The organism is Streptomyces sp. NPDC091280, assembly GCF_044768565.1.
Lineage (GTDB): Bacteria > Actinomycetota > Actinomycetes > Streptomycetales > Streptomycetaceae > Streptomyces.
In genome coordinates this window covers 1-25,463 of sequence record NZ_JBIVUZ010000017.1, presented here as the reverse complement: position 1 = coordinate 25,463, position 25,463 = coordinate 1, and the positions used below count along the sequence as shown (strand labels likewise).

General features: G+C 70.5%; 14 protein-coding genes, 1 tRNA gene and 1 rRNA gene. 4 read left to right on the top strand and 12 right to left on the bottom strand.

The features are described from left to right. The first annotated feature begins 21 nt into the window (after nucleotides 1–21). The 3 genes from ACIQPR_RS40655 to ACIQPR_RS40645 are packed head-to-tail and all read left to right on the top strand — an operon-like array spanning nucleotide 22 to nucleotide 6,761. Nucleotides 22–5,046: an ATP-dependent helicase gene (locus ACIQPR_RS40655; protein ID WP_403659715.1), complete on the top strand. Its 5,025-nt coding sequence runs from the start codon at nucleotides 22–24 to the stop codon at nucleotides 5,044–5,046. A gap of 39 nt (nucleotides 5,047–5,085) precedes the next feature. Further along, nucleotides 5,086–5,964: an Fpg/Nei family DNA glycosylase gene (locus ACIQPR_RS40650; protein WP_403659712.1), complete on the top strand. Its 879-nt coding sequence runs from the start codon at nucleotides 5,086–5,088 to the stop codon at nucleotides 5,962–5,964. A gap of 32 nt (nucleotides 5,965–5,996) precedes the next feature. Beyond that, entirely contained in the window at nucleotides 5,997–6,761 is a 765-nt protein-coding gene (locus ACIQPR_RS40645; RefSeq protein ID WP_403659709.1) for an SDR family NAD(P)-dependent oxidoreductase, read from the top strand. Here the strand turns inward: ACIQPR_RS40645 and ACIQPR_RS40640 are convergent. The 9 genes from ACIQPR_RS40640 to ACIQPR_RS40600 all read right to left on the bottom strand — a co-directional run bounded on the left by ACIQPR_RS40640 (nucleotide 6,709) and on the right by ACIQPR_RS40600 (nucleotide 21,240). Beyond that, the gene (locus ACIQPR_RS40640) at nucleotides 6,709–7,002 is read right to left on the bottom strand and encodes a hypothetical protein (protein WP_403659706.1); all 294 of its coding nucleotides are present in this window, start codon (nucleotides 7,000–7,002) and stop codon (nucleotides 6,709–6,711) included. The two genes, ACIQPR_RS40645 and ACIQPR_RS40640, sit on opposite strands and share 53 nt — an antisense overlap. A 292-nt stretch (nucleotides 7,003–7,294) precedes the next feature. Then, nucleotides 7,295–7,669, bottom strand: a complete 375-nt coding sequence (locus tag ACIQPR_RS40635; protein ID WP_019075583.1) for a helix-turn-helix domain-containing protein — start codon at nucleotides 7,667–7,669, stop codon at nucleotides 7,295–7,297. A gap of 109 nt (nucleotides 7,670–7,778) precedes the next feature. Further along, complete coding sequence (locus ACIQPR_RS40630; protein WP_403659703.1) at nucleotides 7,779–8,324, bottom strand: CinA family protein; 546 nt, start codon at nucleotides 8,322–8,324, stop codon at nucleotides 7,779–7,781. Beyond that, nucleotides 8,321–9,259 carry a CDP-diacylglycerol--glycerol-3-phosphate 3-phosphatidyltransferase gene (pgsA, locus tag ACIQPR_RS40625; protein ID WP_403659700.1) on the bottom strand — a complete coding sequence of 313 codons (939 nt, stop codon included), beginning with the start codon at nucleotides 9,257–9,259 and terminating at the stop codon, nucleotides 8,321–8,323. Before pgsA ends, ACIQPR_RS40630 begins: the two co-directional genes overlap by 4 nt. Further along, nucleotides 9,256–10,728: a 30S ribosomal protein S12 methylthiotransferase RimO gene (gene rimO / locus ACIQPR_RS40620; protein WP_403659697.1), complete on the bottom strand. Its 1,473-nt coding sequence runs from the start codon at nucleotides 10,726–10,728 to the stop codon at nucleotides 9,256–9,258. The genes pgsA and rimO overlap by 4 nt, the downstream gene beginning before the upstream one ends. A gap of 104 nt (nucleotides 10,729–10,832) precedes the next feature. Then, a complete protein-coding gene (locus ACIQPR_RS40615; protein WP_403659695.1) occupies nucleotides 10,833–11,693 on the bottom strand; it encodes a helix-turn-helix domain-containing protein in 861 nt (286 codons plus the stop codon). Nucleotides 11,694–11,960: 267 nt separating this feature from the next. Further along, the gene (locus ACIQPR_RS40610; protein WP_403659692.1) at nucleotides 11,961–14,666 is read right to left on the bottom strand and encodes a DNA translocase FtsK; all 2,706 of its coding nucleotides are present in this window, start codon (nucleotides 14,664–14,666) and stop codon (nucleotides 11,961–11,963) included. A 123-nt stretch (nucleotides 14,667–14,789) separates the two neighbouring features. Next, entirely contained in the window at nucleotides 14,790–15,473 is a 684-nt protein-coding gene (locus tag ACIQPR_RS40605; RefSeq protein ID WP_019060937.1) for a two-component system response regulator, read from the bottom strand. Between the two features lie 286 nt (nucleotides 15,474–15,759). Further along, a complete protein-coding gene (locus ACIQPR_RS40600; protein ID WP_403659689.1) occupies nucleotides 15,760–21,240 on the bottom strand; it encodes a HAMP domain-containing protein in 5,481 nt (1,826 codons plus the stop codon). Nucleotides 21,241–21,628: 388 nt separating this feature from the next. On the opposite strand from ACIQPR_RS40600, the gene ACIQPR_RS40595 reads away from it, so the two are divergent. Then, nucleotides 21,629–24,379, top strand: coding sequence for a SpoIIE family protein phosphatase (locus ACIQPR_RS40595; RefSeq protein ID WP_403659686.1), 2,751 nt, complete (start codon nucleotides 21,629–21,631; stop codon nucleotides 24,377–24,379). Between the two features lie 53 nt (nucleotides 24,380–24,432). On the opposite strand, the gene ACIQPR_RS40590 is transcribed toward ACIQPR_RS40595, so the two are convergent. The 3 genes from ACIQPR_RS40590 to rrf all read right to left on the bottom strand — a co-directional run. Beyond that, a tRNA-Thr gene (locus ACIQPR_RS40590) sits at nucleotides 24,433–24,505 on the bottom strand. Between the two features lie 95 nt (nucleotides 24,506–24,600). Further along, nucleotides 24,601–25,263: a DegT/DnrJ/EryC1/StrS family aminotransferase gene (locus tag ACIQPR_RS40585; RefSeq protein WP_403660276.1), complete on the bottom strand. Its 663-nt coding sequence runs from the start codon at nucleotides 25,261–25,263 to the stop codon at nucleotides 24,601–24,603. A 113-nt stretch (nucleotides 25,264–25,376) separates the two neighbouring features. Then, a 5S ribosomal RNA gene (gene rrf / locus ACIQPR_RS40580) occupies nucleotides 25,377–25,463 on the bottom strand; the annotation flags it as partial.

Genomic DNA, 25,463 nt, shown 5'->3' with positions numbered 1-25,463 from the left:
GGTCGGGTGCAGGATGGACGCATGGTCAGCTCCGCACACCGAGCCCTCGACGGCTTCTCCCCCGCGACCCGCGGCTGGTTCACGGGGGCGTTCTCCGCGCCCACCGCGGCCCAGGCGGGCGCGTGGCGGGCCATCGGCGAGGGCTCGGACGTGCTGGTGGTCGCCCCGACCGGCTCCGGCAAGACCCTGGCCGCGTTCCTCGCCGCGCTGGACCAGCTCGCCGCGACGCCCCCGCCCGCCGACCCGAAGAAGCGCTGCCGCGTCCTGTACGTGTCTCCGCTCAAAGCCCTCGCGGTCGACGTGGAGCGCAATCTCCGCTCTCCGCTCACCGGCATCCGCCAGGAATCCGTCCGCCTGGGCCTGCCGGAGCCCGAGATCAAGGTCGGCATCCGCTCCGGCGACACCCCGCCCGCCGAGCGCCGTGCCCTGTCCACACGCCCGCCGGACATCCTGATCACCACTCCGGAGTCCCTGTTCCTGATGCTGACGTCGGCCACGCGCGACGCGCTGACCGGCATCGAGACGGTGATCCTGGACGAGGTGCACGCGGTCGCGGGCACCAAGCGGGGCGCGCATCTCGCACTGACCCTGGAGCGGCTGGACGAGCTGCTGCCGAGGCCGGCCCGCCGTATCGGCCTGTCGGCGACGGTGCGTCCGGTCGACGAGGTCGCCCGCTATCTCTCCCCGCGCCGCAAGGTGGAGATCGTCCAGCCGAAGTCGGGCAAGGAGTTCGACCTCTCCGTGGTCGTCCCGGTCGAGGATCTGGGCGAGTTGGGCGGCTCCCCGGTCGCCGACGGCGGCGAGGGCGCGGAGAGGCCGTCGATCTGGCCGCATGTCGAGGAGCGCATCGCCGACCTCGTCCAGTCCCATCGTTCGACGATCGTGTTCGCCAACTCGCGCCGCCTGGCGGAGCGGCTGTGCAACCGGCTCAACGAGATCGCCTACGAGCGGGCGACCGGCGAGCCCCTGGACGAGCACCACGCGCCGGCCGAGCTGATGGGCGGCTCCGGGGCCGCCCAGGGCGCGCCCCCGGTCATCGCCCGCGCCCATCACGGCTCGGTCTCCAAGGAGCAGCGCGCCCAGGTCGAGGAGGACCTCAAGGCGGGCCGGCTCCCCGCCGTGGTGGCCACGTCCAGTCTGGAGCTGGGCATCGACATGGGCGCCGTCGATCTCGTCGTCCAGGTGGAGTCCCCGCCCTCCGTGGCCTCCGGCCTCCAGCGTGTGGGCCGCGCGGGACACCAGGTCGGCGCGGTCTCCACGGGCGTGGTGTTTCCGAAGTACCGGGGCGACCTCGTCCAGGCCGCCGTGGTCACCGAGCGGATGCGCACGGGCTCGATCGAGTCCCTCAAGGTGCCCGCGAACCCCCTGGACGTTCTCGCCCAGCAGCTCGTCGCGATGACGGCGCTGGACACCTGGCAGGTCGACGACCTGCTCGCCACGGTCCGTCGCGCCGCGCCCTTCGCCTCGCTCCCGGAGTCGGCGTTCACCGCCGTGCTGGACATGCTCGCGGGCCGCTATCCGTCGGACGCCTTCGCCGAGTTGCGTCCGCGCGTGGTGTGGGACCGCATCGCCGGCACGATCACCGGCCGCCCCGGGGCGCAGCGCCTCGCCGTCACCTCCGGGGGCACGATCCCCGACCGCGGTCTCTTCGGGGTCTTCCTCGCCGGCGCCGACCCCAAGAAGGGCGGCGGCCGGGTCGGCGAGCTGGACGAGGAGATGGTCTACGAGTCCCGCGTGGGCGATGTCTTCACCCTCGGCACCAGCTCCTGGCGGATCGAGGACATCACCCGCGACCGCGTCCTGGTCTCCCCCGCGCCCGGCGTACCCGGCCGGCTCCCCTTCTGGAAGGGCGACCAGCTGGGCCGCCCGCTCGAACTGGGCCGCGCGGTGGGCGCGTTCCTCCGCGAGGTCGGCTCCCAGCCCAAGGAGGACGCCCGCCTGCGCCTCCTCGCCGCGGGCCTCGACGCTTGGGCCGCGGAGAATGTGCTGTCGTACCTGGCGGAGCAGCGTGAGGCCTGCGGTCACATCCCGGACGACCGCACGATCGTCGTGGAGCGCTTCCGCGACGAGCTCGGCGACTGGCGCGTGGTCATCCACTCGCCCTTCGGCGCCCAGGTCCACGCCCCCTGGGCCCTCGCCCTCGGCGCCCGACTCTCCGAGCGCTACGGCATGGACGCCCAGGTGATGCACGCGGACGACGGCATCGTGCTGCGCCTGCCCGACGCCGACCTGATGGGCCTGGACCTGCTCGACCAGGAACCCATGAAGGCGGGCACGGAGTACGACGCCGACCAGGCCCCCGTGGGCGCGGCGGACGTCGCCTTCGACAAGGGCGAGGTCGATCAGATCGTCACCGACCAGGTCGGCGGCTCGGCCCTGTTCGCGGCCCGCTTCCGCGAGTGCGCCGCCCGCGCGCTGCTGCTGCCGCGCCGCAACCCCGGCAAGCGCACCCCGTTGTGGCAGCAGCGCCAGCGGGCGGCCCAACTGCTCCAGGTGGCAAGTGAGTTCGGCTCGTTCCCGATCGTCCTGGAGGCGGTCCGCGAGTGCCTCCAGGACGTCTTCGACGTCCCAGGGCTCACCGAGCTGATGGGCGACCTGGAGTCCCGCAAGGTCCGTCTCGTCGAGGTCACCACCCCGGAGCCGTCCCCCTTCGCCCGCTCTCTCCTCTTCGGGTACGTCGCCCAGTTCCTGTACGAGGGAGACTCGCCGCTCGCCGAGCGCCGGGCCGCCGCCCTGTCCCTGGACTCCCGGCTGCTGGCCGAGCTGCTCGGCCAGGCGGAGCTGCGCGAGCTCCTCGACGCCGAAGTGCTCACCGAGCTGGAGCGGGAGCTCCAGTGGCTCACCGAGGACCGCCGCGTCAAGGACGCCGAGGGCGTCGCCGATCTGCTGCGGATGCTCGGGCCGCTCACCGACGCCGAGTTGGCCGAGCGGGGCGCGGCACCGCGGTGGGCCCACGACCTCGCCTCCGCGCGGCGCGCGATCCGGGTCCGTATCGGCGGCGCCGACCACTGGGCGGCGATCGAGGACGCGGGCCGTCTGCGCGACGCGCTGGGCACGGCGCTACCAGTCGGTGTCCCGGAGGCCTTCACCGAACCGGTCAAGGACCCGCTCGGCGACCTCCTGGCACGGCACGCCCGCACCCACGGCCCGTTCACGTCGGCGACGGCCGCCGCCCGCTTCGGGCTGGGCGTGGCGGTCACCGAGGGCGCGTTGCAGCGGCTCGCGGCCAACGGCCGGGTCGTGCAAGGGGAGTTCCACCCGGCCGGCATCGGGCAGGAGTGGTGCGACGCGACGGTGCTGCGGCGTCTGCGCCGCCGTTCCCTGGCCGCGCTGCGGCACGAGTTGGAGCCGGTGCCGCCGGCCGCGCTCGCGCAGTTCCTCCCCCAGTGGCAGCACATCGGGAAGGGCCACGGACTGCGTGGCATCGACGGACTGGTGCGCGCCGTAGAGCAGTTGCAGGGTGCCTCGGTGCCCGCGTCCGCCCTGGAGAAGCTGGTGCTGCCGTCGCGTGTGGCGGGCTACGCACCCGCCATGCTCGACGAACTCACCTCCGCCGGTGAGCTGGTGTGGGCGGGCGCGGGCTCGCTCCCCGGCAAGGACGGCTGGATCTCCCTCTACCTGGCGGACGCGGCCCCCTTGCTCCTCCCGCCCCCGCACCCGCTCGAACTCACGGCACTGCACCAGTCCGTCCTGGACACCCTCTCCGGCGGCTACGGCCTCTTCTTCCGCCAGATCGCCGACCAGATCCGCGCGACCACCCACCCCGACGCCACCGATCCCCAACTGGCCGACGCCATCTGGGACCTGGCCTGGTCGGGACGGCTCACGAACGACACACTCGCCCCCATGCGCTCCCTGCTGGGCTCCGGCCGCACGGCGGGTGCCACGGCCCACCGCGCGAAGCGCACCGTCCCGCGCGGGCGCTACGGCTCCCTCACCGCCGCGGCCCGCCCGGCCTCCCGCACCGGCCCTCCGACCGTCGCCGGCCGCTGGTCCCTGCTCCCCGCCCATGAACCGGACCCCACCGTGCGTGCCCACGCGCTGGCCCGCACCCTGCTCGACCGACATGGCGTGGTGACCCGGGGAGCGGTCGCCGCGGAGGGGGTCGAAGGCGGCTTCTCGGCGACGTACCGCGTCCTGTCCGCCTTCGAGGACAGCGGTCAGGCGCGGCGCGGCTATGTCGTGGAGGGGCTCGGCGCCGCCCAGTTCGCGATGGACGGCGCGGTGGACCGCCTCCGCGCGGTCGCCAACGCCCGCGACCGGGGCGACGACCTGCCCACCCCGGACACCATGGACAACGACCCCTACGGCTTCGGGGCCGCCCTCGGCACCTCACCCGCGCCACGCTCCGGTCCGGCCGCCCGCACCACTGCGACACCGCCCCCCTACGACTCCCCCGACCCTCACGGTCAGCACACACCCACCCCCTCCGGAGTCCACGACTTCGCCGACGCCTTCGGCCCGTTCACCGACTTCGACGACCTCGACGACACGGGCGCACCGACCGGGCCCAGCGCACGACCACACGGCTCCGCCTCCTCCCACCCCCCGTCCCCGGGCGACTACGTCTCGCCCCGCGACTTCCCCGCCCCGGCGCCCCGGAGCAACAACGCCTCCCCCTACGCACCCCTACCCGCCCGACGCATCTCCCTGGCCGCCCGAGCCGTGGTCCTGGCCGCCGCCGACCCGGCGAACGCGTACGGCGCCGCCCTGCCGTGGCCCGAGCCGCCGACCGGCGCCGGGCACAAGCCGGGGCGCAAGGCCGGCTCGCTCGTCGTGCTCGTGGACGGTGAGCTGACGCTGTACATGGAGCGCGGCGGCAAGACCCTGCTCGCCTGGCCCTCCGCGCCGGACACCGCGGCCACCGAGGACCCACGCCTCCAGGGGGCCGCCGAAGCCCTCGCGGCGGCGGCCCGCGCCGGTTCGCTCGGCACGGTGACAGTGGAGCGCGTCAACGGCGCTTCGGCCCTGACCTCCCCCATCGGCACTCTCCTGGAAGGAGCGGGCTTCATCGCGACACCGCGCGGCCTGCGCCTGCGCGCATGAGCCGAAGCGTCCCTCATCGCCGCATGCCACCCTTGTCCCATGCCTGAAGGGGACACCGTCTGGCAGACCGCGAAGCGCCTGCACACGGCCCTCGCGGGCAAGGTGCTGACCCGCAGCGACTTCAGGGTCCCCCAGTACGCGACGGCGGACCTCACCGGCCGTACCGTCCTGGACGTCACCCCTAGGGGCAAGCACCTGCTGACCCGTGTCGAGGGCGGCCTCACCCTCCACTCGCACCTGCGCATGGACGGCACCTGGCGCGTGTACGCCAACGGTCAGCGCTGGAGCGGTGGCGGCCCGGCCCACCAGATCCGGGTGATCCTGGGCACCGCCGACCGTACGGCCGTCGGCTACCGCCTCCCCGTCCTGGAACTCCTCCGCACCACCGACGAACACCGCGCGGTGGGCCATCTCGGCCCCGACCTCCTGGGCCCCGACTGGAACCCCGAGCAGGCCTTGGCCAACCTCCTCGCCGACCCTTCCCGCCCCCTCGGCGAGGCCCTGCTCGACCAGCGCAACCTGGCCGGTATCGGCAACATCTACAAGAGCGAACTCTGCTTCCTCCTCGGCGCCACCCCCTGGCTCCCCATCGGCGCCCTCCCCGCCGAGCGCGCCGCGAAGCTCCCCGCCATCGCCAAGCGCCTCCTGGAAGCCAACCGCGACCGCCCGGCCCGCAACACCACCGGCACCATCACGAACCGTTCCACGCATCGCACCACAGGCGGCCTCCACACCCCCGACCTGTTCGTGTACGGCCGCGCACCCCGCCCCTGTCTGCGCTGCGGCACCCCGATCCGCACGGCCGACCAGGGCGACGGCTCCCGCGAACGCCCCACCTACTGGTGCCCGACCTGCCAGGTAGGACCGGCCCCGGGCACCTCACCACCTCGCGGAACCCAGCACCGTACGACTAATTGACGACCCGTCAGAAACCCTCGTACCGTCGCTGCATGCCCGTCAAGGTGTACGACCTCACCGGACGCACCGCTTTCGTCACCGGCGCCGCCAGCGGTATCGGCCGCGCGTCGGCCGTGCTGCTCGCCGAGGCGGGTGCCGTCGTGCACTGCGCCGACCGTGACGCCCAGGGCCTGCACGAGACGGCGACCCTCATCAAGGACAAGGGCGGCACCGCCCGCACCCACCACCTCGACGTCACCGACCGCGCTCAGGTCCGGCAGGCCGTCGAGTCCTGCGAGGAACTGCATGTGATGGCGGCGGTCGCCGGCATCATGCACCGCAGCACGGTGCTGGAGACCCGGGACGAGGATCTCGACCGGGTGCTGAACGTCAACTTCAAGGGCGTCCTGTACGCCTGCCAGGAGGCGGCCCGGCTGATGCTCGACCGGGGCACCAGGGGCAGCATCGTCACGATGACCTCGGGCGCGATCGACACCGGAGGATCGGGGCTGCTGTGCTACAGCGCCGCGAAGGCGGCCGTCGTCCAGCTGACGAAGACGCTCGCGACGGAGGTCGGGCGACAGGGCATCCGGGTCAACGCCGTCGCGCCGGGCTGGATCCGCACGCCCATGACCGATCGCCACGAGGGCGAGGAGCAGGCCCGTATCGAAGCGATGATGTCCCGGTTGTCGCCGCTGGGCCGGGTGGGCGAGCCGGAGGACATCGCCCAGGCCGTGCTGTATCTGGCGTCCGACGCGTCGTCGTTCACGACGGGTCAGATCCTCCGTCCGAACGGAGGGGTGGCGATGCCGTGGTGACGGGCGCCTCGTCGGCGGCCGACGTCCGCCAGGCCGCCCTCCACCGCCCGGCCGCCACGGCACCGGCCGCCCGCGCCTTGGGCATGCAGTGCACGGGGAGCAGGCTGAGCCCCCATCCCCCGGCCGCGACCGCCCCCTCCAGGGCGCCCGCGTGCGGTGTCAGGGCGAGCCGCAGCACGGCCCACCACCACAGCGCCCCGAGTCCCAGCGCAGCCCCCCAGCGCGCTATCCGCCCCGCCATGGCCGCCACCACCTCCAGCCGGACGCCAGACCGCCGCGGTGACCCGCGAGGAGGGCGCGTCGACGGCACACGGACGCACCACTCGCCTCCACCATGACCGCACTGGGCCACACCGGCAAACGGACCGCCACGGACCGGCGACGCGCCCGACCACGGAAGGCGCCCGGAATGCGAAAGACCCCGACCGCGCCTCTCCGGTTCTCACTGGAGAAGCCCCGGCCGGGGGCCTTCAGCACATCTTCGGTGCCGGTCGGTACGCCATCGGTTCGGACGGCTCAGACCGGCGTCGGCATCACGCGGCGACCACGTCCACCGCTTCGGCTGGGGCCTTGATGGTCACCCGTTCCGGTGGCACACCGGTCACCGACACGGAACCCAGCATCGGGCGTACCGACGTGGGTACGGAATCGGTGGCCGCAGCAGACTGGGCCAGCTCGGCGAGAGCGAGTTCGTCGCTCACTTCCCGCATGAGCTCGGACATCCGTACGTCCAGCGCGTCGCAGATGGCGGAGAGCAGTTCGGAGGAAGCCTCCTTCTGCCCCCGCTCCACCTCAGAGAGATAGCCGAGTGAGACTCGGGCGGACGAGGAGACTTCGCGCAGAGTACGGCCCTGGCGCTGGCGCTGCCGACGCAGCACGTCACCCAGCAGGCGACGGAGCAGAATCATCGGTGGCTCCCTCCTCGGACCGCGTAGCCGCATCCTTCTCGCCCCACCGTACCGCCTTGCGCCGCGGCCGTGCGGGGAGCGATGTCGTGTTCACTCAGGGCTGCAAACATCAAAACCCCCCGTTCTGTTCCGTATCCTGTGCCCGCTCATTCCCGGTCTGTTCGCTCACGAGCCGCTCCAGAAGCAGCGCGAGTACGCTCCGTACACTCTCCATACGAATTTCCGCCCGGCCGCCGTTCAACCGCAGCGCGACCACTTTCCCGCCACCGGCGGCATTCGAATCCGGACCAAAGGGTCCGTCCACGGCCACGAAAACGGTGCCCACGGGCTGCCCGTCCTGTGGCTCCGGGCCCGCCACACCGGTTGTGGCGACGCCCCAGTCGGCGCCCAGCGCCTTCCGCACTCCGGCCGCCATCTGGGCCGCGACCTGCGCGTCTACGGCTCCGCGCTCGGCCAGCAGGACGGCGTCGACACCGAGCAGCTGGTGCTTCAGTTCGGTGGCGTAGGCGGTGACCGAACCGCGGAAGGCCTTGGAGGCTCCGGGCACCGATGTGATCTCCGCCGCAACCAGACCACCGGTGAGCGACTCGGCGACAGCGAGCGTCGCACCGCTCACCGTCAGTAGTCGCACCACTTCAGTGGCCGTGGAACTCACGCTTCCGTCTCCTCCGCCGCCGCCAGTCGCTCGGCGATTCCCTGCCTGCGCAGCACAATGGCCTGTCTCACATAGTCGAGCCCGGTCAGCACGGTCAGAATCACCGCCGCGGCCATCACCCAGAACCTCAGGGTGGCCAGCCACCCCGTGAGCGCCAGCACATACATTCCGACCGCCACGCCCTGGGTGAGCGTCTTCAGCTTGCCGCCGCGCGACGCGGGAATGACGCCGTACCGGATGACGAGAAAACGCAGCAGCGTGATCCCGAGTTCCCGGCCGAGGATGACGACGGTCACCCACCACGGGAGATCGCCGAGCGAGGACAGGCAGATCAGCGCCGCGCCCATGATCGCCTTGTCGGCGATGGGGTCGGCGATCTTCCCGAAGTCGGTGACGAGGTCGTAGGTGCGCGCGAGATGGCCGTCGAAGAGGTCGGTGATCATCGCGATGGCGAAGGCCGCCCAGGCGAGCGAGCGCATCGCCGGGTCGTACCCGCCGTCGGCCAGCATCAGGGCGACGAAGCCGGGCACGAGGAGCAGCCGGAGCATGGTCAGGAAGTTGGCGATGTTCCAGACGCTCGCCTGGTTGACGGCGGCGGCGACGACCTTCGCACCGCGCGCCGGCTTCGGGCCGCCGGGCCCACCCGAGTCGGGGACACCGGCCGGGACACCACCGGTCGAGGCGCCGCCAGAAGAGGCACCCCCGGCCGAAGCCCCACCGGGAACCGGACCACCGGAAGCCGCCGCACCCGAAACCGCACCACTACCGGAAGGCGTGCTCCCGGCCGAGACTCCCCCGGAGGGGACACCGCCGGAGACACTGCCCGACATCGCGCCGGAAGGGGCGCCACCGGAGGCCGCACCGGAACCCGCGCTCGCGGGCGCGCCGTTCGCGCTGGAGGTGCCGCCCGCCGCCGATGCCGGGACTCCGGTCATCTGCCCGCCTCCTCACTACACGCGAGCGAGCCCTGGAGCGGCTCGGCCACCAGGTCGACACCTTCCGTACCGACCACCTTCGCCTCGACCATACGGCCGACGCTCAGGCCCTCGCCGCTCGTGAGCAGCACCTGGCCGTCCGTTTCCGGCGCCTGGTGCTCGCCGCGGCCGTAGACGCCGTCCTCGGAGTCCACCGACTCCACCAGTACGTGAACGGTCTCGCCGACGCGCTCTTCGGCGCGCTGCGAGACCAGTTCCTCGGCCAGCCGGGAGATGTGCGCGAGCCGCGCGTCCACGACGTCCTGGTCGAGCTTCTTGTCGTACGTCGCCGCCTCCGTGCCCTCCTCGTCGGAGTAGCCGAAGACACCGATGGCGTCCAGGCGGGCGCCGTTGAGGAAGCGCTCCAGTTCGGCGAGGTCGGACTCGCTCTCGCCGGGGAAGCCGACGATGAAGTTCGAGCGCACGCCGGCCTGGGGGGCCTTGGAGCGGATGGTGTCGAGCAGTTCGAGGAAGCGGTCGGTGTCGCCGAAGCGGCGCATGGAGCGCAGCACGTCGGGCGCGGAGTGCTGGAAGGACAGGTCGAAGTAGGGCGCGATCTTCGGGGTCGAGGTGAGCACGTCGATGAGCCCGGGGCGCATCTCAGCCGGCTGGAGGTAGCTCACGCGGACGCGCTCCAGGCCGTCGATGTCCGCGAGTTCGGGCAGCAGCGACTCCAGGAGGCGGATGTCGCCCAGGTCCTTGCCGTAGGACGTGTTGTTCTCGGAGACCAGCATGATCTCCTTGACGCCCTGTTCGGCCAGCCAGCGCGTCTCGTTCAGGACGTCGCTCGGGCGGCGGGAGATGAAGGAGCCGCGGAAGGACGGGATGGCGCAGAAGGAGCAGCGCCGGTCGCAGCCGGAGGCGAGCTTCACCGAGGCGACCGGGGAGCCGTCCAGGCGGCGGCGCAGGGGCGCGCGGGGGCCCGAGGCGGGCGCGAGGCCGTCCGGGAGGTCGGCCGGGCCGTGACCGGGCAGCGCGACGTCGGCGGCGGACTCCTGCCGCTCGGCGGGGCTGATCGGCAGCAGCTTGCGGCGGTCGCGCGGGGTGTGAGAGGCGTGGATGCCGCCGTTCAGGATGGTCTGGAGGCGGTCGGAGATGTCGGCGTAGTCGTCGAAGCCGAGCACTCCGTCGGCTTCGGGGAGCGCGTCGGCGAGTTCCTTGCCGTACCGCTCCGCCATGCAGCCCACCGCCACGACGGCCTGCGTTCTGCCGTGCCCCTTGAGGTCGTTGGCTTCCAGGAGGGCGTCTACGGAGTCCTTCTTGGCGGCCTCGACAAAGCCACAGGTGTTGACGACGGCGACGTCCGCGTCCTCGGCGTCCTCCACGAGTTGCCAGCCGTCCGCCTCCAAGCGGCCTGCGAGCTCCTCCGAGTCCACCTCGTTACGGGCGCAGCCAAGAGTGACGAGTGCGACGGTACGGCGTTCAGGCATGGGCTCAAGACTACTTCGTCCCACTGACACCCCACGTCGAAGGGGTTGGCCGATCTTGGCCAACCCCTTGAACAGTCACCCCGTAGGGTCGCTTGCCGGTCCGCTTATCCGACCTCGGGGTCGCCCTTGGTGTACGTGAGGCGCTCCACGGCTCCGGGCTGGAAGTCGTCCTCGATCTTCTTGCCGTTCACGTAGAGCTGGATCGCGCCGGCGTCGCCGAGGATCAGGTTGACCTTCGAACTGTCCTGGAAGGTCTTCGACTCACCCTTCTTGAGGAGTCCGTCGAAGAGCATCCGCCCGTTGTGGTCCTTGGCGGAGATCCAGCTGCGGCCGTCGACGGCGGTCACCTGGACCGTCACCTTGTCCTGCGGAGCGGCGGCGATGGCGCTGTCGGAGGGGTCGGACTTGGGGGTGGCCGGGTCGGGGTTCGAGGGCGTCGGCTTGGCGGGTTTGCTGGTACTGGGCGAGGCCCCCTGGGTGACCTGCGCGTTGGCGTCGGTGTCGCTGTCGCCGCCTTTGAACGCGGTGAATCCGACGAAGCCGACCACGGCGACGATCGCGGCGACCATGGCGGCGGTCCAGTTCGGCCCCCGCCGCTCCGGACGGATACGTTCCGCCTCGAAGAGGGGTGCGGCCGGTGTCGGGGCCGGACGTCCGCCGTGATCGCCGTCGTAGCGCGCGAGGAGCGGGGCGGGATCGATGTGGACGGCCTTGGCGAGCGTCCGGATGTGCCCGCGGGCGTAGACGTCACCGCCGCAGGGCGTGAAGTCGTCGGCTTCGATGGCGTGCACGATGGCGATGCGGACGCGGGTGGCACTGCTGACGTCGTCGACGGTCAGCCCGGCGGCGATACGTGCCTGCTGAAGGGTACGGCCGACGGAAGGGCGGGCTGCTTCCTCATGACCGTCTTCGGAGTGTCCGTCTTCGAACGGACGCTCGTCTTGAGGGGAGTTGCCGATGGACACGGGGGCGCCTTTCGAGCGTGTAGCCGCCTGTGCTGGAGGTTCAGTCTAGGGGGGGTGTGAAAGGGTGGGGCAACCGGGCGGTGGGACTTTGTACGCCATCGGTATGGCCGGACAGACCGATGGCGGGCCAGACACGGACCCCATGGTGGGAGCCCTGTCTGTCCTCTCGCTCAACTTGACGTACGGCAAAGGGAAACGGTTGCCCGACGATCTCTAACGGGTGAGTCACGGCCGCTCGCACCCCCTTCGGGGAACGCCTACCCGCTCCTAGCCCTCGGACTCCCCGCGGATGACCGCGAGTACGCTGTCCAGCTCGTCGCCCTTCAGGAGCACGTCACGTGCCTTGGACCCCTCGCTGGGACCGACGATGCCCCTCGACTCCATGAGGTCCATGAGCCGCCCGGCCTTGGCGAAGCCGACGCGCAGCTTGCGCTGGAGCATCGAGGTCGACCCGAACTGCGTGGACACGACCAGCTCGGCCGCCTGGCACAGCAGGTCGAGGTCGTCGCCGATGTCCTCGTCGATCTCCTTCTTCTGCTTGGTGCCGACCGTGACGTCCTCCCGGAAGACCGGGGTCATCTGGTCCTTGCAGTGCTGCACGACGGCGTGGATCTCGTCCTCGGTGACGAAGGCGCCCTGCATACGGGTGGGCTTGTTCTGCCCCATCGGCAGGTACAGGCCGTCGCCCTTGCCGATGAGTTTCTCGGCGCCGGGCTGGTCGAGGATGACCCGGGAGTCGGCGAGCGAGGAGGTGGCGAACGCGAGCCTGGAGGGCACGTTCGCCTTGATCAGACCGGTGACGACGTCCACGGAGGGGCGCTGTGTCGCGAGCACCAGGTGGATGCCGGCCGCGCGCGCGAGCTGCGTGATGCGCACGATCGAGTCCTCGACGTCCCGCGGCGCGACCATCATCAGGTCGGCGAGCTCGTCGACGATCACCAGGAGGTACGGATAGGTCTTGAGCTCCCGCTCGCTGCCCTCCGGGGTCTTCAGTTTCCCGTCGCGGATGGCCTGGTTGAAGTCGTCGATGTGCCGGTACCCGAAGGCGGCGAGGTCGTCATACCTGAGGTCCATCTCCCGCACCACCCACTGGAGCGCCTCGGCGGCCCGCTTCGGGTTGGTGATGATGGGGGTGATCAGGTGCGGGATGCCTTCGTAGGCGGTCAGTTCGACGCGCTTGGGGTCGACGAGGACCATGCGCACGTCCTCGGGGGTCGCGCGGCACATGATCGACGTGATCAGGCAGTTGATGCAGGACGACTTGCCGGAGCCGGTGGCACCGGCCACCAGGATGTGCGGCATCTTCGCCATGTTGGCCATGACGTAGCCGCCCTCGACGTCCTTGCCGAGCGCCACGAGCATCGGGTGGTCGTCCTCGGCCGCGTCCGCGAGGCGCAGGACGTCTCCTACGTTGACCATCTCCCGGTCCGTGTTCGGGATCTCGATGCCGACCGCCGACTTGCCGGGGATCGGGCTGATGATCCGCACATCGGGGCTGGCGACGGCGTAGGCGATGTTCTTGGTGAGGGCGGTGATCCGCTCGACCTTCACGGCGGGGCCGAGTTCGACCTCGTAGCGGGTGACCGTGGGCCCGCGCGTGAAGCCGGTGACGGCGGCGTCGACCTTGAACTCGGAGAAGACGTTCGTCAGGGAGGCGACCACGGCATCGTTCGCGGCGCTGCGCGCCTTGCCGGGGCCCCCGCGCGTGAGGAGGTCGAGCGAGGGCAGCGAGTACGTGATGTCGCCGGAGAGCTGGAGCTGCTCGGCGCGCGGCGGGAGGTCGCGGACCTCCTCCGGGGGCGCCTTCGTGAGGTCCATGACCTCGGCCTTGAGCTTCTCCTGCTTGGGGCGCGCCGCGGGCGCCGGCACGGGTGTCGGGGTGGTGTCCTCGCGGTCGCCGCCCACCCGTACGCCCTGGGTGAGGTCGGCGACGATCGGCGAGGGCGGCATGCCGTGCAGGACGGCCCCGTCGAGCGCGGCCGCGGCGGCCGCCGCGACGTCCACGGCGTCCATGGGGCGGTGCATGTCGGGCTGGGGCACCGCGGAGCGCCTGGGGCGGCTCCGGCGCCTGGTGAGGGCCTCCTGCTCCGCGCTGTCGGGGTCGTACGCCTCGGGGTCGCTCGCGCGCCTGCGGGAGCTCGCGGGCAGGGCCTCGCGCCACTGCTCGTCGTAGCGCTCGTCGTCCTCGCCGAACTCGTCCTCGGCCTCGGGGTCGTGGACGATGCCCAGCTTCACCCCGAGCAGCCGCAGCCGCTGCGGGATGGCGTTGACGGGCGTGGCCGTGACGACCAGCAGCCCGAAGATCGTGAGCAGCACGAGCAGGGGTACGGCGAGGACCTCGCCCATGGTGTAGGTCAGCGGGGTCGCCACACCCCAGCCGATGAGGCCGCCGGCGTCCCTTATCGCCTGCATGCCGTCGCTGCGGGCGGGCGCGCCGCAGGCGATGTGGACCTGCCCGAGGACGCCGATGACGAGCGCGGACAGGCCGATCACGATGCGGCCGTTGGCCTCGGGCTTCTCCGGGTGCCGGATGAAGCGCACGGCGATCACCGCGAGCAGTATCGGCACGAGCAGGTCGAGACGGCCGAAGGCGCCCGTCACCAGGATCTCGACGAGGTCGCCGACCGGGCCGCGCAGATCGGCCCAGGTGCCGGCGGCGACGATCAGGGCGAGGCCGAACAGGAGCAGTGCCACGCCGTCCTTGCGATGGGCGGGGTCGAGGTTCTTCGCGCCCTGCCCTATGCCGCGGAACACGGCGCCGACGGCGTGCGCGGTGCCGAGCCAGACGGCGCGCACGAGCTTGACGATGCCACCGGTGGGGCTGGGCGCGGGCTTGGGCACCGGGCGGGCGGTCTTCTTGGCGACCGCCTTCTTCGCCGGCGCCCTTTTCGCGGCGGCCTTCTTCGCCGGAGCCTTCGCCGGAGCAGCCCTCTTGGCGGGCTGCTTCTTGGCTGCGGAGGGACGTGAGGCCATAGGTGTGAGGTTACCTGTGGAGAGCGCACGGGACACGTGTGCCCACTGCTTCACCCGTTCGTGTCGCCCGTACGAGACCGGGAACTGACGCTCGCTCACGCACAACTGCGCCCGCGGCGGACGTCAGTTCTGCGACGGGACCGAAGGCGCTCCGCTGCCGGTGCCCGGCTCCAGGGCGTCGAGTGCCCGGCGCAGCCCGGTGAGTTTGCGTTCGAGATGGGCCGCGGTGGCCACGGCCGCCGCGTCCGCCGACTCGTCGTCGAGCTGCTTGGAGAGCGCCTCCGCCTGCTCCTCGACGGCCGCGAGCCGCGCGGACAGCTCGGCGAGCAGTCCGGCCGGTTCCTTGGCCGCGCCGACCGCGGGCTTGCCGCCGCCCTCCAGCTGGAGCCGCAACAGCGCCGCCTGCTCGCGCAGTTGGCAGTTCTTCATGTACAGCTCGACGAAGACCGAGACCTTCGCGCGCAGCACCCATGGGTCGAACGGCTTGCTGATGTAGTCGACCGCGCCCGCCGCGTACCCCCGGAAGGTGTGGTGCGGGCCGTGGTTGATCGCGGTGAGGAAGATGATCGGGATGTCCCGGGTCCGCTCCCGTCGCTTGATGTGCGCGGCGGTTTCGAAACCGTCCATGCCTGGCATCTGGACGTCCAGCAGAATGACCGCGAAGTCGTCCGTGAGCAGTGCTTTGAGCGCTTCCTCCCCGGACGATGCCCGAACCAGTGTCTGATCGAGCGCAGAGAGGATGGCCTCCAGCGCCAGCAGATTCTCCGGCCGGTCATCGACCAGGAGGATCTTGGCCTTCTGCACCATGGCCCGCCCTCCTCGCCCCGGATGTGCACCGGGCGCCGCCCCAGAGGACGGCTCTCTTGCGCCGCCCGTCCTTGTGCCGGTCATGGTAGCCGCACCCCGCCTGTCGCCACACCCTGTCACCGCGATGTCACTGTGCACGAAGCAGAAACGTAGCGGGAGACCAGAAGGTTCCCCGAATCCCGTGCTTCTACACGGCTTCGGACACAGTGAGTCAGCAACTCCCCGTGCACACCGAACGTTCCCCGCACCGTTCCCACCGCTTTCCCGTCAGGTCCGGTCGTTTCCCTCACTCAGGACGCATCCACTGCTCCATCACCGACAGCAGGTGATCGGGATCGACCGGCTTGGTGACGTAGTCGGAGGCGCCGGACTCGATCGCCTTCTCCCGGTCGCCCTTCATCGCCTTCGCGGTCAGCGCGATGATCGGCAGCCCGGCGAACTGGGGCATCCTGCGGATCGCCGTCGTCGTCGCGTATCCGTCCATCTCGGGCATCATGATGTCCATCAGGACGACCGTCACATCGTCGTGCTGCTCCAGGACTTCGATGCCCTCGCGGCCGTTCTCCGCGTACAGCACGGACAGCCCGTGCTGCTCCAGGACGCTCGTCAGCGCGAAGACGTTGCGGATGTCGTCGTCGACGATCAGCACCTTCTCCCCGCCAAACCGGATGCCCCGGCGCGAGGCCGGCGCGGTCTCCTCGGCCGCCCATTGGTCCCGCACGGTCCGCCCCAGCTGCGGCACAGACCCCTCGATGGCGGACACGGCCCTACGGCGCCTCCTGAAGAGCGCGGCGGCACCGTTCTGCGTCTCGTGGTACGACTTCACCTCGGCCGGCGTCTCGATGCCCACCTCGCCGCGCTCCGACAGCTCGGTGAACTCCGCGGCGGACGACGCCACGAGGTCGCCGGCCTCCAGCGCGGGCAGCTGCTGATAGCCCTGCGGGGGCAGTTCGCTGGGGTGCAGCGGCAAATACAGCGTGAACGTCGAACCGCGCCCCGGCTCGCTCTGCGCGAAGATCTCACCGCCGAGCAGCTGGGCGATCTCCCGGGAGATCGACAGCCCGAGTCCCGTACCGCCGTACTTGCGGCTGGTCGTGCCGTCCGCCTGCTTGAACGCCTCGAAGATGACCCGCATCTTGCTGCCCGCGATCCCGATCCCGGTGTCGGTGACCGAGAAGGCGATCAGGTCGGCGTCCGCGTCCCGCAGCGAACCGGCCTCCAGGAGCTGTTCCCGGATCGCCACCGGCACATCCGCGCCGGCCGGCCGGATGACCAGTTCGACCGCTCCGGAGTCGGTGAACTTCACCGCGTTGGACAGCAGGTTGCGCAGCACCTGGAGCAGCCGCTGCTCGTCGGTGTGGAGGGTCGCGGGCAGTTCCGGCGACACCCGCACCGACAGGTCGAGGCCCTTCTCCGCGGTCAGCGGACGGAAAGTGGCCTCTACGTAGTCGACGAGTTGGACGAGCGCGATGCGTGTCGGGGAGACGTCCATCTTGCCCGCCTCGACCTTCGACAGGTCCAGGATGTCGTTGATCAGCTGGAGCAGGTCGGAGCCCGCGCCGTGGATCGTCTCGGCGAACTCGACCTGCTTCGGGGAGAGGTTCCCCTCCGCGTTGTCGGCGAGCAGCTTGGCCAGGATCAGCAGCGAGTTGAGCGGGGTGCGCAGCTCGTGCGACATGTTGGCGAGGAACTCGCTCTTGTAGCGCATCGACACGGCGAGTTGCTCGGCGCGCTCCTCCAGGACCTGCCGTGCCTCTTCGATCTCGGTGTTCTTGACCTCGATGTCCCGGTTCTGCTGGGCCAGCAGCTCGGCCTTCTCCTCCAGTTCGGCGTTGGACGACTGGAGTGCCTTCTGCCGGTTCTCCAACTCGGCCGACCGCTCCTGGAGTTGCTCGGTCAGCTCCTGGGACTGCTTCAGCAGCAGCTCCGTCTTGGTGTTGACGGAGATGGTGTTGACGCTGGTCGCGATCATCTCGGCGATCTGGTTAAGGAAGTCCTTCTGGATGTGCGTGAAGGGCGTGAAGGAGGCCAGCTCGATGACGCCGAGCACCTTCCCCTCGAACAGCACCGGAAGCACGATCACCTGCGCGGGCGGCGCCTCTCCGAGCCCCGAGGAGATCTTCAGGTAGCCGCTGGGCGCGTTCTCCACGAGGATCGTGCGCCGCTCCTGGGCGGCCGTCCCGATCAGCGCCTCACCGGGCCTGAACGACGTCGGCATGGAGCCCATGGAGTAGCCGTAGGACCCGAGCATGCGCAGTTCGTACGCCTCCTCGCCCTCCGCGTCCGCCAGGGGCAGCGCGAGGAAGAACGCGCCGTGTTGCGCGGAGACCACCGGTGTCAGCTCGCTCATGATCAGGGAGGCGACGTCGTCCAGGTCGCGGCGGCCCTGCATCAGGGCGGAGATACGGGCGAGGTTGCCCTTGAGCCAGTCCTGCTCCTTGTTGGCAATCGTGGTGTCGCGCAGGTTGGCGATCATCTTGTTGATGTAGTCCTGGAGTTCCTGGATCTCCCCGGACGCGTCCACGTCGATCTTCAGGTTCAGGTCGCCTCGGGTCACCGCGGTCGCCACGCGCGCGATGGCACGCACCTGGCGGGTGAGGTTCCCGGCCATCTCGTTCACCGACTCCGTGAGGTCGCGCCAGGTGCCGTCGACGTCACGCACGCGTGCCTGACCGCCGAGCTGGCCCTCGGTGCCCACCTCGCGGGCCACGCGGGTGACCTCCTCGGCGAAACTGGACAGCTGATCAACCATGGTGTTGATCGTCGTCTTGAGTTCCAGGATCTCGCCGCGGGCGTCAATGTCGATCTTCTTGGTCAAGTCGCCCTTGGCGATGGCCGTGGTGACCATCGCGATGTTGCGCACCTGGCCGGTCAGGTTGGACGCCATGCCGTTCACGGAGTCGGTCAGGTCCTTCCACGTACCCGCCACACCCGGTACGTGCGCCTGGCCGCCGAGGATGCCGTCCGTGCCCACCTCGCGGGCCACCTTGGTGACCTGGTCGGCGAACGAACTCAGCGTCTTCACCATGGTGTTGAAGGTGTCGGCGAGCTGCTGGACCTCACCGCGCGCCTCGATCGTCACCGTCCGGGTCAGGTCGCCGTTGGCGACGGCCGCCGCGACCTGGGAGATGTTGCGCACCTGCATGGTCAGGTTGTTGGCCATCAGGTTGACGTTGCCGCTGAGGTCCTTCCAGATGCCGGTGATGCCCGGCACGTGCGCCTGGCCGCCCAGGATGCCCTCGGTGCCCACCTCGCGGGCCACCCGGGTCACCTGCTCGGCGAACGACGAGAGTTGATCAACCATGGTGTTGACCGTCGTGACGAGCTCAAGGATCTCGCCCTTCGCGTCAACAGTGATCTTCTTGGACAGGTCGCCCTTGGCGACGGCGGTGGTGACCTCGGCGATCTGACGCACCTGGATGGTCAGGTTGTTCGCCATGAAGTTCACCGACTGGGTGAGGTCCTTCCAGGTGCCGGAGACACCCTGCACCTCGGCCTGACCGCCCAACTGCCCCTCGGTGCCCACCTCGCGGGCCACACGCGTGACCTCCTCGGCGAACGAGGACAGCTGGTCGACCATCGTGTTCAGGGTGTTCTTCAGCTCCAGGATCTCCCCGCGCGCGTCCACGGTGATCTTCTGGGACAGGTCACCCCGGGCCACCGCGGTGGCGACCTGCGCGATGTTGCGCACCTGGGCGGTGAGGTTGCCCGCCATGCCGTTCACGGAGTCGGTCAGGTCACGCCACACACCGGCGACACCCGGAACCTGCGCCTGCCCGCCGAGCCGGCCCTCGGTGCCCACGTCGCGGGCCACCCGGGTCACCTGGTCGGCGAACGCGGAGAGTTGATCGACCATCGTGTTGATGGTGTTCTTCAGCTCCAGGATCTCGCCGCGCGCGTCGACGTCGATCTTCTGGGACAGGTCCCCCTGGGCCACCGCCGTCGTCACCTGGGCGATGTTGCGTACCTGGGAGGTCAGATTCCCGGCCATCGAGTTGACGGAGTCGGTGAGTTCCTTCCAGGTGCCGGAGACGCCGTCCACCCGCGCCTGGCCGCCGAGCCGGCCCTCGGTGCCCACGTCACGGGCCATCCGCGTCACCTGGTCGGCGAACGACGACAGCTGGTCCACCATCGTGTTGACGGTGTTCTTCAACTGAAGCATCTCGCCGGACACGTCGACGGTGACCTTCTGGGAGAGGTCCCCGTTGGCCACGGCCGTCGTCACCTGGGCGATGTTGCGCACCTGGCCGGTGAGGTTGCGGAATGCGGTGTTGACCGAGTCGGTCAAGTCCTTCCAGGTACCGGCCGCTCCCGGCACCTGCGCCTGGCCGCCCAGTTCACCCTCGACACCGATCTCGCGCGCCACGCGCGTGACCTCGGCACCGAACGACGACAGTTGATCAACCATCCCGTTGACGGTGTTCTTCAGCTCCAGCATCTCGCCGGCCACGTTCACCGTGACCTTCTGGGACAGGTCACCGCTGGCCACGGCGGTCGTCACGGCGGCGATGTCGCGCACCTGGATCGTGAGGTTCCGGAAGACCGTGTTCACCGAATCGGTGAGGTCCTTCCACGTCCCCGCCGCACCCGGCACGTTCGCCTGCCCGCCGAGCTGCCCCTCGGCACCCACCTCGTTGGCCACGCGGGTGACCTCGTCGGCGAACGTGCGCAGCGTCTCGGTCATCTGGTTGATCGTCTCGGCGAGCTGGGCGACCTCGCCCCGCGCCGACACGGTCACCTTCTGCGACAGGTCACCGTTGGCGACCGCCGTCGTCACCTGGGCGATCCCGCGCACCTGGGCCGTCAGGTTGCCGGCCATGATGTTCACCGAGTCGGTGAGGTCCTTCCACACCCCGGCCACACCCGGCACCTGCGCCTGGCCGCCCAACTCGCCCTCGGTGCCCACCTCGCGGGCCACCCGGGTCACCTCGGAGGAGAACGAGGACAGCTGGTCCACCATCGTGTTGACGGTGTTCTTCAGCTCCAGCATCTCGCCGGCGACATGAACGGTGACCTTGCGTGACAGATCGCCCTTGGCGACCGCCGTGGTCACCAGCGCGATGTCCCGCACCTGGGCCGTCAGCCGGTACGCCATCGTGTTGACGGACTCCGTGAGGTCCTTCCAGGAGCCCGACATGCCCCGCACGCGCGCCTGCCCGCCGAGCTTGCCCTCGGTGCCGACCTCGCTGGCCACGCGCGTGACCTCGTCGGTGAACGTCGACAGCTGGTCGACCAGATTGTTGACGGTCCGCCCGACCTTCAGGAACTCCCCGCGCAGCGGATGGCCGTTCCCGTCGTCCGACGCCTGCGTCCGCAGCTCCATGCGCGGCGACAGGTCACCCTCCGCCACCGCGGAGAGCACCCGTCCGACCTCTGAGACGGGCCGTACAAGGTCGTCCACGAGGGCGTTGGACGCATCGATGGCCGAGGCCCAGGAACCCTCGCAGGCGCCCGTCTCCAGCCGCTCGGTGAGCTTTCCCTCACGGCCCACCATCCGCCGCACCCGGGACAGCTCCCCCGTGAGGTGCAGATTGCGGTCGGCCACCTCGTTGAACACGGCAGCGATCTCCGACATCACGCCGTCGCCGGACACCGTGAGCCGCCTGCGGAAGTTCCCGTCCCGCATGGCGACCAGAGCGGTCAGCAGCCGGTCCAAGGAGGCCGCGTCCACTTCCGTGGTCCCATTGCGCGGTTTGCGCTGGTTCTTCAGGGACTGTCCGCCTTTCGCGCGCGTCTTGGTGGCCCGCGTCGCTGCGCCAGACTCCACTGTGTCCCTCCCGCAGGGCTCGACCGTTACTGCTAGTGCTGTGCTGGGTGCTTGCTGCTGCTCGGCGTATCAGTCACTGCCGCGTATCTCTGCCCGGTTCACCGGCCTTCAACAAGGCCCGCTGCCCGCCGTACGCAGAAGACACCCGGCCTGCCCGGACCTTCACCGGAATCCTGCCCAGTGTTTCACCCTGCCTGAACCAGGCCATAACAGTTCGGCAGCTTCGCACATCGTCCGCACACCCTCCGGACGGAAACACCGCGGACCGGCATCCGCATGGACGGTGAAGGTAAGTAACCTTGCATGCGGCTGTCCAGCCGCGCCGGTTCCGTCCGGCCTGGGCGGTGGCACGAGCACGAGCGGGCAGGCATCGGAGGGGCACCGCACCATGACCACCGGACTGCATCCTGGAGGCACACCCCAGGATCCCCCGCCGACCGGGAACCAGCCGTTGCCCCGGCAGGCGCCGATCGGCCATGGGCCGCTGCCCGCCGACAACAGGCCGAGGAGTTCTGTGATCACCGCGCGCGCGGCAGCCAGCTTCGAGCCCGTCGGACGATCGGTCGCCACCGCGCGGTCCTTCGTCCGCGACACCCTTCAGGGCTGGGGCTTCGCCGACATCGTCGACGACGCCGTGGTCCTCACCAGCGAACTGGTGACCAACGCCGTCGTCCACGCGGGCACGGCCGCGGATGTGCTGTGCCTACGGAGCGACGACGGCGTGCGGATCGAGGTCGCCGACCACTATCCGGAGCGCGAGATCCCCCTCCAGGGGGCCGCGATCACCATGAGCAGCCCCGACCGCGAGGGAGGCCGCGGCCTCCAGCTGTGCGCGGCCCTGGCCAGCCGCTGGGGCGTCGACTACACGCCCACACAGAAGCTGGTCTGGTTCCAACTCGACCTCCCCGCCCGCCCGGTGGGCACCCGCGCGGCGGGCCCCTCCCTGCCCGCGGCCCTCCTCCCGCTCGCCGACGGCAGGGTCCGCGTCGCGGTCGTCCAGATCGACCGTACGGGCTGCATCGCGTCCTGGAACGAGGACGCCGAGGAACTCTTCGGCTACGCCCCCGAGCAGGTCACCGGCAAGCCCCTGACCGACCTCGCGGCCTGGCCGCACACCCCGGGCACCAGCACCGGCATCGCCGAAGCCCTGCGCCTCTCCCGCTGGGAGGGCAGTTACGGCATCCGCGGCGCCGACGGCCGGGTGATCCCGGTGTACGCCTCCCACCTCCGCGTCCGCGACACCGACGGCGAGCCGTCAACCGTGTGCCTCCTGGTAAGGGATCACGAACGCGCGGTTCTCCAGACCCCGCTGCGCGGCCCCGCCCCGGACGCCGCGTCCACCCCGGACGGCCAGAACACCGACCCCTTCGAGGTGTTCATCGGCTCCCCCGCACCGGACGACCTCGACGGCCTCCTCCAGCGCACGGTCGAGCGCGCCCGCGACATGCTCGACGGGGACTCCGCCTTCCTCCTCCTCGCAACGGACGACGAAACGGAGTTGGAGGTCCGCGCCTCCACCGGCCTGCCCTCCGCCCGCCAGCGCTTCGCGCGCGTGCCCGTCGAGGCGGGCCCCGGGCGCTACGGCTCCGCCCGCATGCCGGCCGTCCACGAGGACCTCCAAGCCGTCCCCGGCGCCGTACCCCTCCTCAGCGGCACCGGAATGCGCTCCGTGGTCACCGTCCCCCTCAAGGTGGAAGGCCGCCTCACCGGCTCCCTGGGAGTGGCCGCCGAAGGCCCCAACAAGTACTCGAACGAAGAAGCCCTCCGCCTCCAATTCGCCGCGGACCGCATCGCGTTGGCGGTCGAATCAGCCCGCCTGGGCGAACTGGAACGCCTGCGCCGCGGCTCCCTCAGCTTCCTGGTCGAGGCCTCCGACCTCCTCGCCGGCACCCTGGACCGCGACCAGACCCTCGCCCTCATGGCCCAGATGACGGTCCCGACCCTCGCCACCTGGTGCGCGGTCTACACCATCGCCGACCAGGCCTCCGACCCGTACCTCAGTTACGTCCTCCACGAGGACGAGGAACTCATCGACGGCATCAAGTCGTTGCTCTCGAAGATCGCACCCCCGGACCCGGTCCCCACCCCCGGCGCCCGCGTCTGGGCCGCCCCCGCCGAAGCCGCCCACCAGGCAGCCCTGCGCACCTCCATGCGCAGCCTCGGCCTCGGCGAACCGACCCGCCGCGTCAGCTCCGGCATCGGCCCGACTCTGGCCACGGCCTCCGCGGTCGGCGGCGAGACGGTCGTCCTGCCTCTGGTCGCCCGCAACCGCGTCATCGGCATGCTGACTCTGGGCAAGCCCACCGACGAACACTTCCGCCAGGAAATCCTGGAACTGGCCGAGGACTTGAGCCGCCGGGCCGCCCTCGCCCTCGACAACGCCCGCCTGTACTCGGAGCGCACGGCCATCAGCCAGTCCCTCCAGCGCAGCCTCCTGCCCCCCGACCTCCCGCACATCGAGGGCGTCGAGGTCGAGGTCATCTACCGCGCGGCCGGCGAGGGCAACGAAGTGGGCGGCGACTTCTACGACTTGTTCCCCATCCGCGACGGCGTCTACGGCTTCGCCATCGGCGACGTCTGCGGCACCGGCCCCGAGGCGGCAGCGGTCACCGGCTTGGCCCGGCACGCCCTCCGCCTGCTCGCCAGGGAGGGTTTCGGCGGCCCCGCGGTCCTGGAGCGCCTCAACTCCGCGATCCTCGACGAGGGCGCCCGCAGCCGCTTCCTGACCCTCCTCTACGGCGAGCTGTGGCCCCAGGAGGACGGCAGCGCCGAGCTGAAGGTGGTCTGCGCCGGCCACCCCCTCCCGCTCCGCCTGCGCCAGGACGGCACGGTCGAACCGGCCGCCGAACCGCAGCCCCTCCTCGGTGTCATGGACGACCTGGAGCTCTACGAGCAGACGGTCACCCTCGACCCGGGCGACGTCCTCCTGTGCGTCACGGACGGCGTCACCGAACGCCGTGAGGGCACCCGCATGCTGGGCGACGACGGGCTCACGGACGTCCTCACCACCTGTACGGGCCTCACCGCCGGCGCGGTCGCGGCCCGCATCATGCGCGCGGTCGAACGCTTCGCGTCGGACGCCCCGTCCGACGACATGGCCATCCTCGCCATGCGGGTCCCCGGCCTCCAGAAGGACTGACCCCGAACACGCGAAAGGCCCCGCCCAATTGGGCGGGGCCTTTCGATTACTTGAGCCCTCTAACGGAATCGAACCGTTGACCTTCTCCTTACCATGGAGACGCTCTACCGACTGAGCTAAGAGGGCCTGTCGCTTTCCCGAGGTTTCCCTCGCGGCGACGAAAAGAATCATACCCCGAACAGGCCCGTGCGCCCAACCACCGCCGCCCGACCCCGACTCGGTCAGAAAGCAGGCTGCACCAGTCCGCCGAGCGCGTTGCACGCGGACACGATCCGCTGCATCTCCCGCTTGGTCAACGAGGCGTCCACCGGCAGCGCGAGCGTCTCGTCCGCGGCCCGCTCGGTCTCCGGCAGCGCCACACACCGCCGGAACTCCGGCAACCGGTGCACGGGCGTCTTCACCGGCACCCGGCACTCAACTCCCCTACCGCGAACGGCCCGAGCGAAGGCGTCACGATCCGGCCGCCCGTTCCCGGGCACCCGCACGACGTACTGCTGGTAGGTGTGCCCGTCCCCACCATCGGGCGTCCGCACCCCCCGCAACTTCGCGTCAAGGTAGGAGGCCCGCTCCCGCCGCTGAGCCACCTCGTCGTACGGCGCCTCGGACTCCCCCTGCTGCAACACCAGCAGCCCATGCCGCTGCCCGACCCCGAGCAACCGCCCCATGTCGGCCGACCGCCCGAATCGATGTACGACAACTATCGCCGCCGTACGCGGAGTTACGGCCGCTTCGACAGCGGACGCGTCGAGGCAGTACGTCACCGGATCTATGTCGGCGAAGACCGGCAGCCCACCCGCGAGGGTGACGGCCTCGGCGACTTCGACGTTCCCGAACGCCGGCACGACGACCTCGTCACCGAGTCGGACGCCTGCGGCCCTGAGCATTGCAGCAGTACCCATACTCGGATGGTGATTGTGCAATGTGAACTTCAAGTGACGCCCAACAAAAAAGGGTTGGACCCCGAACCGAAGTTCAGGATCCAACCCTTTCAATATTTGTTCGGCGGCGTCCTACTCTCCCACAGGGTCCCCCCTGCAGTACCATCGGCGCTGTAAGGCTTAGCTTCCGGGTTCGGAATGTAACC

What these genes read in the sequence shown, in the direction of transcription:
- ACIQPR_RS40585 (WP_403660276.1), bottom strand. Translation starts at nt 25,263, where the DNA reads ATGCTCAGGGCCGCAGGCGTCCGACTCGGTGACGAGGTCGTCGTGCCG.
- ACIQPR_RS40655 (WP_403659715.1), top strand. Translation starts at nt 22, where the DNA reads ATGGTCAGCTCCGCACACCGAGCCCTCGACGGCTTCTCCCCCGCGACC.
- ACIQPR_RS40640 (WP_403659706.1), bottom strand. Translation starts at nt 7,002, where the DNA reads ATGGCGGGGCGGATAGCGCGCTGGGGGGCTGCGCTGGGACTCGGGGCG.
- ACIQPR_RS40645 (WP_403659709.1), top strand. Translation starts at nt 5,997, where the DNA reads ATGCCCGTCAAGGTGTACGACCTCACCGGACGCACCGCTTTCGTCACC.
- ACIQPR_RS40595 (WP_403659686.1), top strand. Translation starts at nt 21,629, where the DNA reads ATGACCACCGGACTGCATCCTGGAGGCACACCCCAGGATCCCCCGCCG.
- ACIQPR_RS40635 (WP_019075583.1), bottom strand. Translation starts at nt 7,669, where the DNA reads ATGATTCTGCTCCGTCGCCTGCTGGGTGACGTGCTGCGTCGGCAGCGC.
- ACIQPR_RS40605 (WP_019060937.1), bottom strand. Translation starts at nt 15,473, where the DNA reads ATGGTGCAGAAGGCCAAGATCCTCCTGGTCGATGACCGGCCGGAGAAT.
- rimO (WP_403659697.1), bottom strand. Translation starts at nt 10,728, where the DNA reads ATGCCTGAACGCCGTACCGTCGCACTCGTCACTCTTGGCTGCGCCCGT.
- pgsA (WP_403659700.1), bottom strand. Translation starts at nt 9,259, where the DNA reads ATGACCGGAGTCCCGGCATCGGCGGCGGGCGGCACCTCCAGCGCGAAC.
- ACIQPR_RS40610 (WP_403659692.1), bottom strand. Translation starts at nt 14,666, where the DNA reads ATGGCCTCACGTCCCTCCGCAGCCAAGAAGCAGCCCGCCAAGAGGGCT.
- ACIQPR_RS40650 (WP_403659712.1), top strand. Translation starts at nt 5,086, where the DNA reads ATGCCTGAAGGGGACACCGTCTGGCAGACCGCGAAGCGCCTGCACACG.